Here is a 14028-nt window from a genome sequence, read left to right on the forward strand (position 1 = left end):
TTTATTATGATCAGTAATGCTTCTGCAGCTAGACCATATTATGAGGCTTTGTTTTCTTCTATTGATAATGAAAAATATAATGAATGGGATTCATTATTAAAAAAAATGAGCCTTATATCACAAAATGTAGATTTTCAAAATTTATATAAAAGTAATATTTTAAATAAAATACAATTATCGGAGTTATTTCTTTCTTTTTTTGATGACTCTATAGACATAAAAGCAAAAAATTTTATAAATCTTCTTATAGATAATAAAAGATTATTAATTCTTTCTGATATATACCACGGATTTAAACTATTAAAAGATCAAAAAGATAATGTCAACTATGTTTCTATAATTAGTGCTTTTGATCTATCTACTCAACAAATCGAAAATTTATCAATGTTTTTAGAAAAAAAATTTTTATCAAAATTAAAAATTTCTATATCAATAGATAAAAATCTTATAGGTGGTATACGTATTAAATTTAAAGATAAAATAATTGATGCTTCTGTGCAACATTATTTGTGTTCCATGAAAGAAAGTTTACTTTTATAAGTATTGAATGAAGGGATTTTATTCCAGGAGTAAATATGAAAATTAATCCTTCAGAGATTAGTGAATTAATAAAAAGAAAAATAGAAAATTTGATTCCAGAAATAGATATAAGTACTAACGGAACTGTAGTGTCTGTGTCAGATGGAATTGTAAAAATTTATGGTCTATCTGATGTAATGCAAGGAGAAATGTTAGAATTCAAAAATAATATTTTTGGATTGGTCCTTAATTTGGAAAGAGATTCAGTAGGTTCTGTAATTTTAGGTGATTATACATCAATCTCTGAAGGAGATAATGTTAAAGCTACTGGTCGTATTTTAGAAGTTCCTGTTGGATATGAATTAAGGGGTAGAGTTATAGATGCCCTTGGTAATCCAATTGATGATAAAGGTCCAATTAATTATAAAATGACAGATGTTATTGAAAAAGTTGCTCCTAGTGTTATGGATAGACAATCTGTTTCTCAGCCTTTACAAACTGGAATTAAAGCAATTGATACAATGGTACCAATTGGTCGTGGTCAAAGAGAGTTAATTATTGGAGATAGACAAACTGGAAAGACTGCTATTGCAATAGATACAATAATTAATCAAAAAGGCAAAAATGTTACTTGTATATATGTTGCCATAGGTCAAAAAGCTTCTACTATTAATAATGTTGTAAAAAAATTAGAAGAATATGATGCATTAAAATATACTATTATTGTTGCTGCTTCTGCGTCTGAATCAGCTGCTATACAGTATATAGCTCCTTATTCTGGATGTACTATGGGAGAATTTTTTAGGGATAGAGGAGAGGATGCACTAATAGTATATGATGATCTTACTAAACATGCTTGGGCTTATAGACAGATATCATTGCTATTAAGACGCCCTCCTGGAAGAGAAGCTTATCCTGGAGATGTATTTTATTTACATTCTAGATTATTAGAAAGAGCAGCTAGAGTTAATGAAAATTATGTTAAAAAATTTACTGAAGATAAAATATCTGGTAAAACTGGTTCATTAACTGCTTTGCCTATTATAGAAACACAAGCAGGTGATGTTTCTGCTTTTGTGCCCACTAATGTGATATCTATTACAGATGGTCAAATTTTTCTTGAAACAGATCTTTTTAATTCTGGAATTAGACCAGCAATAAATGCAGGTATATCTGTATCTAGAGTAGGAAGTGCTGCACAAACCAAAATAATAAAAAAATTGTCTGGTGGTATTAGAACTGATTTAGCTCAATATCGTGAATTAGCAGCTTTTTCACAATTTGCTTCTGATTTAGATGAAGCTACCCGTCGTCAGTTAGATAGAGGTAAACGTGTAGTAGAATTATTAAAACAACCTCAATATAAAACATTACAAGTTTGGCAACAAGCAATCATGTTATTCTCTATAAATCATGGTTATGTTGATGATATTGCAGAAACAAAAGTATCTAATTTTGAAAAAGAATTATTTGAATTTTTTAGAATAAATTATAGTACTTTTATTGATAAAATTGAAACTAACCAAGAACTTTTAGGAAATGATGAAAAAATATTATTTGCCGGTTTAGACGAATTCAAAAAAAATTTTTTATAGTAATTTTTATTTAAGCTAAAAAATATAATAAAGAAAATATTATGTCTGGAATTAAAGAAATTCGTACTAAAATTAAGAGTGTACAAAGTACTAAAAAAATTACACGGGCTATGGAAATGGTAGCTGCATCTAAAATGCGTAAAGCACAAGAGCGTATGCAATCATCACGTCCTTATGCTGATAAAGTTAGAAAAATTGCTTTTCATTTAATGCAATCAGATCCTGAATATAGCCATCCATATTTAATCAAACGCGATATGAAAGCAGTTGGTATTATATTAATTTCAACAGATAAAGGTTTATGTGGTGGTTTGAATACAAATGTTAGCAGAATTATTCTATCTAAAATAAAAGAATTTTCATCTCGTGGTATTTCTGTACAAACTACTGCATTTGGTGCTAAAGGTCTTTCTTTATTGACACGTATAGATTCTAATTTAGTTTCACAAGAAATTAATCTTGGTGATATACCAGATTTAGATAAATTACTAGGATCTATAAAAGTTCAGTTAGATGATTATAAAAATGGTAAGATTGATGCTCTTTATGTAGTAATGAATAAATTTATCAATACTATGGTACAGGAACCAGTATTCTTAAAACTTTTACCTTTGCCTTCCAACCTTGAAGATCCATATCAAATTGGAATTAATAATTTAGATTCAGGTTATAAATTAGAAAATAAATATAACTGGGATTATATATATGAACCATCTAAAAAAGATGTAATAAATGATTTATTACAAAGATATGTGGAAGGTCTTTTATATCAAGCCGTTGCAGAAAATATGGCTTCAGAACATTCAGCACGAATGGTTGCAATGAAAGCTGCTTCTGATAATGCTCAAAAAGTAATATCTGAACTACAAATGATTTATAATAAAACACGTCAATCTTCTATTACTAAAGAAATTTCAGAAATAGTTAGTGGGTCTGCGGTAATATAAATTTATAAAAACACAAATTATATTTTAATAATATTTAAATACTAAGGGAATTAAATAAATGAGCAATGGAGTTATAGTTCAGTGTATAGGTGCCGTAGTAGACATAAGATTTAATAAAGATAATATACCAAATATATATGAGAAGCTTATTCTTATAAATAATAATTCAAAATTTGTTGAAAAAAATTTGACTTTTGAAGTACAGCAGCAATTAGGTGATGGTATTGTTAGATCAATTGCTCTTGGTTCATGTGATGGTTTACAGAGAGGCATGCTAGTATTAAAAACAGGGGAAAAAATTTCTGTTCCTGTAGGTTTCAATACTTTAGGTCGTATAGTAGATGTTCTTGGTAGAGCAATAGATGGTAAAGAAGAAATTAAATGTGATGAATATAGGCCAATACATAATGATGCACCACAATTCAAAAATTTATCTTCCTCTACAGAGCTTTTAGAAACTGGAATTAAAGTAATAGATTTAATATGTCCTTTTGCTAGGGGTGGTAAAGTAGGTTTATTTGGTGGTGCTGGAGTTGGTAAAACTGTAAATATGATGGAATTAATTAATAATATTGCTAAACAACATAGTGGATTATCAGTATTTGCAGGTGTTGGAGAACGCACTAGAGAAGGTAATGATTTTTATCATGAAATGAAAGAATCTAATGTATTAGATAAAGTTGCTATGGTATTTGGACAAATGAATGAACCTCCTGGCAATAGATTAAGAGTTGCATTGACTGGATTAACTATGGCTGAAAAATTTAGAGATGAAGGCAAAGATGTTTTATTCTTTATAGATAATATATATAGATATACATTAGCTGGAACTGAAGTTTCTGCTTTATTAGGCAGAATTCCATCTGCAGTTGGATATCAACCAACTTTAGCTGAAGAAATGGGTAAATTACAAGAACGTATTACTTCAACTAATAATGGTTCTATTACATCAATTCAAGCTGTTTATGTACCTGCAGATGATTTGACTGATCCATCTCCTGCTACAACTTTTCAACATTTGGATTCTACAGTTGTACTTTCTAGAGATATTGCATCATTGGGTATATATCCTGCTGTAGATCCATTAGATTCTACTAGCCGTCAATTAGATCCAAATATTGTTGGAGAAGATCATTATAATATTGCTAGAGGAGTTCAAAAAACATTACAAAGATATAAAGAACTAAGAGATATAATAGCTATTCTTGGTATGGATGAGTTATCAACTGAAGATAAATTAATAGTATCTAGAGCCAGAAAAATTCAAAGATTTTTGTCTCAACCTTTTCATGTAGCTGAAGTATTTACCGGATCAGCTGGAAAATATGTTACTTTGCAAGATACAATAAAAGGTTTCAATATGATTATTAATGGAGAATGTGATGAATTACCAGAGCAAGCTTTTTATATGGTAGGCTCTATAGAAGAGGTTTTTAATAAAGCAAAACAAATTTAGGTTAGGTGAAATATGTCTTCAATAAAAATTGATATAGTTAGTAGTATGGAAGAAATATTTTCTGGTAATGCTAAATTTATTTCTGTACCTGGAGTAAATGGACATATTGGTATTTTACCAGGACATGCTCCACTAATATCACTAATTCGTCAAGGTTATATCAAAATTGTACTATTAGATAATACAGAGGAGCATATATTAATAGCTGGTGGCATATTAGAAGTTCAAAAGTATTATGTTACAGTACTTACTGATACAGCAATTAGAGCAAATAATTATGATGAAGCTAGTGCTGCAATAGCTAGAGAAAAAGCAAGGATTTCATTATTAAATGCTAAACACAAAACTACTATAGCTGCTATAGAGTCAGAATTAGCTATGTTATCTAATCAAGCAAAATTTAATATAAAAAGAAAAAATATTATAAAGTAATTGTACAAAATATGTATTATATTTAATTTCAATAATTATCTCTTAAAATAATTATATTTTAATAGATTTAATTAAATTAATTATTTTTATAAGTTAATAAATTTTGAATATGATTCAAAGTTTGTAAAATTATTTTAATAATATATTGATAAAAATTAATATATTTTATTTTCAAATGCTCTTAAGTATTAATATTAGTTAATAAGTTAATATATATAAAATCATATGGTATTTAATTTTTATTAAAAAAAATAATATATTATGTAAATTTTGAAAACATATATTAACAGTATAAGCATAAAATTTTTAGTATTTTCATATAATGTTTATATATTAAATATTATTTATTTTCAAATATGAATGATAAAATTTATAATAAATTATATTGGTATAATGTTGCTTTAGATGTTCCTATGAGAACAAATCTCTTCGAATATAAATATCATTCAGAAATTCAAATTGGAACAAGGGTGATTGTACCATTTGGTCGTAGAAAAATGGTAGGAATAGTTATATCAATCATTCTAATTCCCACAATAAATCCATTACAAATTAAAAATATAGATTTAGTTTTATATGATTTTCCGCCTTTTTCAAAAGCATGGATAGAATTAGTAAAATTTACAGCCAATTATTATCAAAGATCAATTGGTGAAATATCTGTTAATGCTATACCTGCTCTTTTAAGAAAAGTTTCTTCTTATATTGCAAAAAATAAAAAAGATATTAGTCCTATAAAAAAATTACAAGAAAATTATAAAAAATATATACATAAATATCATGTTAAAAAGATACAAGAACCTATTCTAAATTCTGATCAAAAAAAAGCAGTTGATGTTATTTCAAATATAAAAAATTTTCAAACAGTTCTTTTGTATGGTGTAACTGGTAGTGGTAAAACAGAAGTTTATTTGCATATTGCAAAAGATATTCTATTATCTGGATTTCAAGTATTATTTTTAGTACCTGAAATTAATCTTACCCCACAGTTAGAAGAAGTAATAATTAATCGTTTTTATCCAATTTTTGGTGAAAACTTATTAACAATTATGCATAGTGGTTTATCTGATAAAGAAAGATTATTTTCTTGGATAAATTTATATCAAGGTAAGACAAAAATATTGTTAGGTACTAGAATGGCAATATTTGCAGAATTGCCAAAACTTGGATTGATTATTGTTGATGAAGAGCATGATCAATCTTATAAAGAGCAACATGGATCAAGATATTCAGCTAGAGATTTAGCAATATGGAGAGGCAAAAATTTAAATATACCAGTAATATTAGGATCTGCTACTCCATCATTAGAAACTTGGCTAAATGTTATAAATAAAAAATATTTAAGACTTAATTTGAAAAATAGAGCTAAATCTTTAAGTCTTCCTAGTATCAATTTAGTAAATACAAAAAATATAAAATTAGTAGAAGGTTTTTCTGAAATAGTAATAGAATCTATAAAAAAATGTTTAGAAAAAAAGAAAAAAGTTCTAATATTTATTAATAGAAGAGGTTATGCACCAATATTATATTGCAAATTATGTTCGTGGTTAAGTACATGCTTACACTGCTCTACATTTACAGTGTTACATAAAATAAAAGAAAAAAATTCTTATCTCCAATGTCATCATTGTGGTAAAAACTATAATATTCCAATTAATTGTCCAAGTTGTCATAATAACGAGTTAAGTTTTATGGGATATGGTACTCAAAGAGTAGAAGAATATCTATCTAAAATATTTATTAATGCAAATATATTAAGAATAGATTCTGATAGTAATAAAAATAGATATAAAAATATTTTTGATAACATTAATTCTAAAAATATTGATATTTTTATAGGAACACAGATGCTATCTAAAGGCCATGATTTTATAGATCTAGAATTAGTATGCATTTTGAATGCTGATATGATGATTTTTTCTCAAGATTTTAGAGCATCAGAGAAATTGTTTGCACAATTAATTCAAGTTTCAGGAAGAGCTGGTAGACATAATACACAAGGAAAAGTTATTATACAAACATCATATCCTGAGCATGAAATATATAAAACATTATTATTACATGATTATGAATATTTCGCTAATTTAATACTAAAACATAGAAAGATGGCTTCATTACCTCCTTTTTCTTATCAAGCATTAATCATAGCAGAATCTTCAAAAGTAACTTTAGCATTAAATTTTCTTAATAAAATAAAAGAAATTTATTATGAAAAATTTCAAAATATATATAAACATGTTTTAATGTTTGATCCAATACCATTACGTATTTTAAGAATTTCTAATATTGAAAGAGCTCAATTATTAATTGAAAGTATTAATAGAGCTGAGTTACATAAATTTATAAATATAATATTATACGATGTGGAATTGTTAGCTAAAAATTTGAAAATAAAATGGCATATTGAAATAGATCCATTAGAAATTTGATTTTTTTGTATTTCTAATATTCCTTATTTCATCTATTAGTTCAGTTGCAGTTAAACCAATAGGTCCTATATTTTTTTTAACAAGGTTATCAGCAGCATAGCCATGTACCCATACTCCACTCAATATTGATTCTTCAATACTTATTTTTTGAGCTAAAAGGCTTCCGATAATACCAGATAGTATATCTCCAGATCCTGAAGTAGCTAATCCGACATTACCTGTTTTATTAATAAAAATAATTTTTCCGTATGGATTACAAATTAAAGTATTGTGCCCTTTTAATATGACCCAGGTTTTATAAAAATTAGCAATATCTATTACAGTTTTTTCTCTATTTTTTTGTACATATTCTACATCAGTATTCATTAATCTGCTAGCTTCTAAAGGATGTGGTGTAATAATAATATTACTATTAAAATTATTTAAAATAATTTTTCTTGTTGAAATAAGATTCAAACAATCAGCATCTAATAAAATAGGTTTTTGTATATTATTTTTGATAATTTTATTTATAATATGTATGTAATCATTTTTTTGACCTAAACCACATCCTATAACAAAAGAATCTATATGAATATTTGATTTTATCCAAAAATCAACAGAATTTAACATTAATTCTGGTTGTAAAATATCTATATTCATTGGAATATTGGATTGTGTAAATCCTACCAAAACTTTACCAGCCCCTATCTTTAATGCTGCTCTAGAAGCTAATATTATAGAACCAACCATACTTTCAGATCCACCTATTAAACAAATAGTACCATTATCACCTTTATGCAAAAAAGGAGATCTTTTTTTAAAAAAATTATAAAAATTATTATTTTTTGATTGATATTTATTCATTTTAATTAAATTATAAAAATTATATTTATAAAATATTTAATATTAGTATTTTTAATTATAAGAATATATTATTATATTAATATATATAAGCAAAAAATAATACTAAATATATATTACACCTGTAGTTCAAAGGATAGAACAAAAGCTTCCGAAGCTTTAGATACAGGTTCAATTCCTGTCAGGTGTACCAATTAATAAAATCTAAAAAATGAATGATAATAAAATACATAGTATTGATGAATCAAAAAAAACAGATTTTGGTTTTGAATTTATCAATATAGAAGAAAAAACTAAAAAAGTAAAAAAAATATTTAATTCAGTTTCTTATCGTTATGATATTATGAATGATATTATGTCATTTGGCTTACATCGTATTTGGAAAAAATTATTAGTTAATAATGCTAATATTAGAAACAATATGAAATTGTTAGATATTGCTGCTGGTACTGGAGATTTAACTAAATTAGTATTAGAAAAATCAAATTTTAATGATGGTGAAATTTGGTTAAGTGATATTAATAAAAATATGCTTAATATTGGTATTTCTAGACTATTAGATTATGGTTTTAAAATTCCAGCTGTTGTTTGTGATGCCGAAAATTTACCATTTAAATCTTTATATTTTGATAGAGTCATTTTATCATTTGGATTACGTAATATGACTAATAAAGATTTAGCATTAAAGGAAATGTTTAGAGTATTAAAACCAGGAGGAAGATTATTAATATTAGAATTTTCTAAAGTTAATAGTCTTTTTATATCAAAATTATATGATTTATATTCTTTTTGTATGATTCCTTGGATAGGTAAAAAAATAACTGGTGATGAATTAAGCTACAAATATTTAGTTGAATCAATACGTATGCATCCTTCTCAAAAAGTAATTATGCAAATGATGAAAAGTGCTGGCTTTGATATTGTACGCTATAAAAATTTTTCATCAGGAATAGTAGCTTTACATGAAGGAATTAAAATATAAGTTTTAATATGTTAATAAAAATTTTTAATTTAATACTCATAGATTATTTAAATTATCTTATTAGAAAAGAATTATGGGTTCATAAATCGTTACTAAAACATAAAGGTAAAATTATTAAGTTTGTTATAAACGATCATAATTTTTTTTTAAAAATTAACAATCAAGGTTTTTTTAATAAGCAATATTTAAACCAAGAAGTAGATTTATTATTAAAAATCTCTTTTAATGAATCTTTATTGAATTTTGCTTTAAAAGTTTATCATATAATAAATAATAAAGTTAATTATAATAAAATATTACATATATCTGGAGATGCATCTTTAGCAAAAACTATTTTATTTTTAATGCAAAATTTAAATTTTAATATTATTAATGAAATGATAGAAACATGTGATGATGTTTATTTTTTATTTATAATAAATTTTTTTAAAACTATGCACATCGAATTAAATAAAATAATTTATAATTTTTTTTGCAACATCACAGAATTTCTTACTGAAGAATCAAACTTGTTAATTTCTTATCCAAGATTACATACCATTAAAAATGATACTAATCATATCAGCAATAAAATTTATGAATTACAAAATAATATAAATGCTCTTAATAAACGTATAAAAAATAATAACTACTAAATTAATATGTCTATATTTTACCGTATATTATATATAATATATACTTTTATAAAATACCGATTAGATTTTTTTTTAAAAAATAAATTTTTGTTTTTTAAAATTGCTCGATTATGGAAAAAACCTAAATATTCTAGAGGTGTTAGTTTAAGATTATTTTTTGAAGATTTAGGACCAATTTTTATAAAATTTGGTCAATTATTATCTACAAGAGGTGATTTAATACCTGATGATATAATTCAAGAATTATCTTTATTACAAGAAAAAGTACCTGCTTTTTCTTCAAATATAGCTATTGCTATAATCGAAAAAGATTTTAATAATTCAATAAATAATATTTTTAAAAAATTTGATCATATCCCTATTGCATCTGCATCAGTAGCTCAAGTTCATAGTGCTATAACAAATGATGGCACAAAAGTAGCTGTGAAAATAATTAGGCCAAATATAAATAATATTATTAGTTATGATATAAAAATTTTATCTATATTATCTTGGGTTTTAGAAAAATTTTTTATTGATTTAAAAAGATTACGTTTAAGAAAAATAGTTAAAGAATTTGATAAATATATTCATGATGAACTTGATTTAATTCAAGAAGCTTCTAATTGTAGTCAATTAAGAAAAAATTTTCAATCATCCAAAGTACGCCAGGATATGCTTATAGTCCCAAAAGTATTTTGGGATATTACTTCAAAAAATGTTTTTACCATGGAATTTATGAATGGTATACCTATTAATAATATTGATAAAATAAATAAATCTGGAATAGATATTTCTAAATTAGCTATTAATGGAGTAAAAATATTTTTTACACAAGTCTTTTTTGATGGATTTTTTCATGCAGATATGCACCCAGGAAACATATATGTTTCTAATCATCCAAATTCTTTAGGTAAATATATAGCTATGGATTTTGGTATAGTTTGTACTTTATCTGAGCAAGATAAAAATTATTTAGCACAAAATTTTTTAGCATTTTTTCAACGAAATTATAAAAAAGTTGCACAACTACATATTGAATCAGGATGGGTACCTAAAAATACACGTGAAGAAGAATTAGAAAACTCTATAAGGGCAGTATGTGAACCATATTTTGATCGCCCTTTATCTCAAATTTCTCTTGGTAAATTACTATTAAGATTATTTATGCTATCTAAAAGATTTAATATATATATACAACCCCAATTAATTTTATTACAGAAAACATTATTAAATATTGAAGGGTTAGGTTTAAAGTTAGACCCATCTTTAGATATTTGGAATATAGCAAGGCCCTATTTAGAAATATGGATGAAAGAACAAATAGGATTAAAAGGTTTTTTAAAATCTATGCATAACGAATCTATATATTGGTCTAAATTTATTCCTCAAGTGCCTAGATTGTTACATAAACAAATAACTAATTCTATTTCTAATGAATTTATATTGAATGAAATAAAAGAAATTAAAAAAAATAATAAAATGAAAAAAATATTGATAATTTTATTATTATTTTTGATATTTTTTAAATAAAATCAGATCTATTTTCTAGATATTGAAAAATATTAATAATTACAAATTTGAATATCTTCAGAAATTATAAAATTTTAATTTAATATAATTAATCTTCTTAATATTTAAAAAAAAGATAATTTTGATTATTTCAACATAGCATATTGAAAAAATTTAAAATATTCATATAAAATAGTGAAATTTCTATCTTAATAGTATTAGGCTACAGCAATAATATATAAAAATATATAGATAATTTTCTTATATTATACAAATATCTAAACTCGTATTATAAGATTAAAATATATTTAATTATATATTTTACCACCATTGTTGAAAATGATGTACTGGTCCATGACCTTTTCCTACATTTAATTTATTAGCAAATTTTATAGAGTTAAATAAATAATTTTTAGCTATTTTAGCTACTAAAAAAGGATTATGATAAATAGGCAATAAAGTGGCAATAGCAGCTGATAACGTACAACCAGTGCCATGAGTATTTTTAGTAAATATTTTTTGGGTAGATAATTCTAAAAGTTGATTACCATCATAGATAATATCTATAGCCATGTCACCTATTAAATGTCCACCTTTTAACATGACCCATTTTTTGTTATGAATATTATTTGGTAGAAATTCCTTAAGCATTTTTGCTGCTTGTTTCATTTGTTCTACAGTATTAATTTTTCGTTCTAATAAAATTTCTGCTTCAGGTATATTTGGTGTTAAACAAGTTACTATTGGTAACAAATCTACAATTATTTGTTTTATAGTATTATTGTCTGTTAGTACATTACCACCTTTAGCAATCATCACAGGATCTAAAACTATATATTTAGGGCATATTTTTTTCAATTTATTGGCAACTAAAGATACAATCTCTTTATTTCCTAACATACCTATCTTAATTGAGTCTATAATAACATCATTAAATAACGTATCTATTTGATTATTTAAAAAACACGTATCTATAATATTAACATTATTTACTGTTTGTGTATTTTGAGATGTTAACGAAGTAATTATAGCACAACCATAACCACCTAAAGAGCTTATAGTTTTAATATCCGCTATAACTCCAGCTCCTCCTGATGGATCTAGACCAGCAATACTTAATATATTATTTATATGTTTCATGATGAAATTAATACCTTATCTTTACATTATAAAGAATAAGATGAATTTATTAAACCATCTATTGGAGAGCTAGCTATTCCAGAATAATTTTTTTTAGCCATTCTACCAGCAAGATAAGCATTTCTTCCAGATTGAACAGCTTGCTTCATAGCTTTTGCCATTAATACTGGATTATTTGCATATGCAATAGCTGAATTCATTAAAACTCCATCACATCCTAATTCCATAGCTATAGTAGCATCAGATGCAGTCCCAACTCCAGCATCTATTAATACAGGTATTTTAATTCTATCAATAATTAATTTAATATTCCATGGATTCAAAATTCCCATACCAGAACCTATTAAGGAAGCCAGTGGCATAACAGCAACAGCACCTAAATCTTCTAAAATATGACATTGTATTGGATCATCAGTACAATATACCATAACATTAAAACCTTCTTTTACTAGAATAGATGTAGCTTTCAATGTTTCAGGCATATTTGGAAATAGTGTATCTTGATCTGCTAAAACTTCTAATTTGACTAAATTATCACCATCTAAAAGTTCTCTAGCTAATCTTAATGTTCTAATTGCATCATTTGATGTAAAACAACCAGCTGTATTTGGTAATAAAGTATAATTTGACTTTGGAAGAAAATCTAATAAATTTTGTTCATTTTTATTTTGTCCTATATTAGTACGTCTTATAGCTACAGTTATAATTTCAGCACCACTTTCTTGCACAGCTAATTTTGTTTGTTCAAAATTTTTATATTTTCCAGTACCAACTATTAATCTTGAAGAATATTTTTTATTTGCAATTAATAAATTATCTTGTTTGTTCATTTTATTTCTTTATATTTTATAAAAATTTAAATAAATAATATATTATAATATATATCTAATAGTATCAAACATTTAAACACATCCATTGTCAGGAAATGATTATGTTAAAAATAGGTCTTACTGGTGGAATAGGCTCAGGTAAGACAACTGTATCTAATATGTTAAACAATTTAGGTGTTAAAATAATTGATACTGATATAATATCACATTCCTTAACTACTCCTAATGGAGAGGCAATCCCTTTAATTAAAAAATACTTTGGTAATCAATCATTATCTCCTGATGGTTCTATGAATCGTATATGGATGCGTTCTTATGTATTTTCTAACAATTATGAAAGAAAAAAATTAGAATTTATTATGCATCCATTAATTTTAAAAAAAACAAAAAGAGAAATAGAAAAAATATACAATAATTGTAATAAATACCATTATTTAGTAATAGTAGTTCCTTTATTATTAGAATCCAGTATGTGGATAAATATGTTTGATAAAATTTGCGTAGTAGATTGTGATTTACAAACTCAAATTGATAGAACTAAAAATCGCCCAAATATGAGTTTGTATTTGATAAAAAAAATTATAAAATCTCAAATAAAACGATCAATGCGCTTAAGACATGCTGATTATATAATAAATAATAGTTATAATATAAAATATTATGAGCTAATAAAGCAAATAAAATGTTATCATAAAATTTGGCATGAAATTAGCAATACATTTTAATATT

General features: G+C 25.0%; 13 protein-coding genes and 1 tRNA gene. 11 read left to right on the forward strand and 3 right to left on the reverse strand.

The window, feature by feature from the left end:
- Positions 1-6 precede the first annotated feature (6 nt).
- The 6 genes from CKSOR_RS00260 to priA all read left to right on the forward strand — a co-directional run bounded on the left by CKSOR_RS00260 (position 7) and on the right by priA (position 7378).
- On the forward strand, positions 7-540 hold the full coding sequence (locus tag CKSOR_RS00260; protein WP_108673622.1) for a F0F1 ATP synthase subunit delta: 534 nt from the start codon (positions 7-9) through the stop codon (positions 538-540).
- Between the two features lie 35 nt (positions 541-575).
- Positions 576-2114: a F0F1 ATP synthase subunit alpha gene (atpA, locus tag CKSOR_RS00265; protein ID WP_108673623.1), complete on the forward strand. Its 1539-nt coding sequence runs from the start codon at positions 576-578 to the stop codon at positions 2112-2114.
- A gap of 41 nt (positions 2115-2155) precedes the next feature.
- Positions 2156-3061, forward strand: a complete 906-nt coding sequence (gene atpG / locus CKSOR_RS00270; RefSeq protein ID WP_108673624.1) for a F0F1 ATP synthase subunit gamma — start codon at positions 2156-2158, stop codon at positions 3059-3061.
- Positions 3062-3119: 58 nt separating this feature from the next.
- Positions 3120-4517: a F0F1 ATP synthase subunit beta gene (atpD, locus tag CKSOR_RS00275; RefSeq protein WP_108673625.1), complete on the forward strand. Its 1398-nt coding sequence runs from the start codon at positions 3120-3122 to the stop codon at positions 4515-4517.
- 12 nt (positions 4518-4529) lie between these two features.
- Positions 4530-4949, forward strand: a complete 420-nt coding sequence (locus CKSOR_RS00280; protein ID WP_108673626.1) for a F0F1 ATP synthase subunit epsilon — start codon at positions 4530-4532, stop codon at positions 4947-4949.
- 356 nt (positions 4950-5305) lie between these two features.
- A complete protein-coding gene (priA, locus tag CKSOR_RS00285; RefSeq protein WP_108673627.1) occupies positions 5306-7378 on the forward strand; it encodes a replication restart helicase PriA in 2073 nt (690 codons plus the stop codon).
- Here priA and CKSOR_RS00290 read toward each other — a convergent pair.
- Complete coding sequence (locus CKSOR_RS00290) at positions 7367-8224, reverse strand: NAD(P)H-hydrate dehydratase (RefSeq protein ID WP_108673628.1); 858 nt, start codon at positions 8222-8224, stop codon at positions 7367-7369. The genes priA and CKSOR_RS00290 overlap by 12 nt on opposite strands.
- A 115-nt stretch (positions 8225-8339) precedes the next feature.
- Here CKSOR_RS00290 and CKSOR_RS00295 point away from each other — a divergent pair.
- The 4 genes from CKSOR_RS00295 (at position 8340) to ubiB (ending at position 11350) form a co-directional block, all read left to right on the forward strand.
- Positions 8340-8414: transfer RNA gene (locus CKSOR_RS00295), tRNA-Arg, on the forward strand.
- An 18-nt stretch (positions 8415-8432) separates the two neighbouring features.
- Positions 8433-9203, forward strand: a complete 771-nt coding sequence (locus CKSOR_RS00300) for a class I SAM-dependent methyltransferase (RefSeq protein WP_108673629.1) — start codon at positions 8433-8435, stop codon at positions 9201-9203.
- Positions 9204-9211: 8 nt separating this feature from the next.
- On the forward strand, positions 9212-9838 hold the full coding sequence (locus CKSOR_RS00305) for a hypothetical protein (RefSeq protein WP_108673630.1): 627 nt from the start codon (positions 9212-9214) through the stop codon (positions 9836-9838).
- Positions 9839-9844: 6 nt separating this feature from the next.
- Complete coding sequence (gene ubiB / locus CKSOR_RS00310) at positions 9845-11350, forward strand: ubiquinone biosynthesis regulatory protein kinase UbiB (protein ID WP_108673631.1); 1506 nt, start codon at positions 9845-9847, stop codon at positions 11348-11350.
- Between the two features lie 300 nt (positions 11351-11650).
- On the opposite strand, the gene thiD is transcribed toward ubiB, so the two are convergent.
- Positions 11651-12469, reverse strand: a complete 819-nt coding sequence (gene thiD, locus CKSOR_RS00315; protein WP_108673632.1) for a bifunctional hydroxymethylpyrimidine kinase/phosphomethylpyrimidine kinase — start codon at positions 12467-12469, stop codon at positions 11651-11653.
- Between the two features lie 26 nt (positions 12470-12495).
- A complete protein-coding gene (locus CKSOR_RS00320) occupies positions 12496-13299 on the reverse strand; it encodes a thiazole synthase (protein ID WP_108673633.1) in 804 nt (267 codons plus the stop codon).
- A 101-nt stretch (positions 13300-13400) separates the two neighbouring features.
- Between CKSOR_RS00320 and coaE the strand changes: the two genes are divergently transcribed.
- Complete coding sequence (gene coaE, locus CKSOR_RS00325) at positions 13401-14024, forward strand: dephospho-CoA kinase (RefSeq protein ID WP_108673634.1); 624 nt, start codon at positions 13401-13403, stop codon at positions 14022-14024.
- The last annotated feature ends 4 nt before the right edge of the window (positions 14025-14028 follow it).

This window comes from Candidatus Kinetoplastibacterium sorsogonicusi, from assembly GCF_003072465.1.
Lineage (GTDB): Bacteria > Pseudomonadota > Gammaproteobacteria > Burkholderiales > Burkholderiaceae_B > Kinetoplastidibacterium > Kinetoplastidibacterium kentomonadis.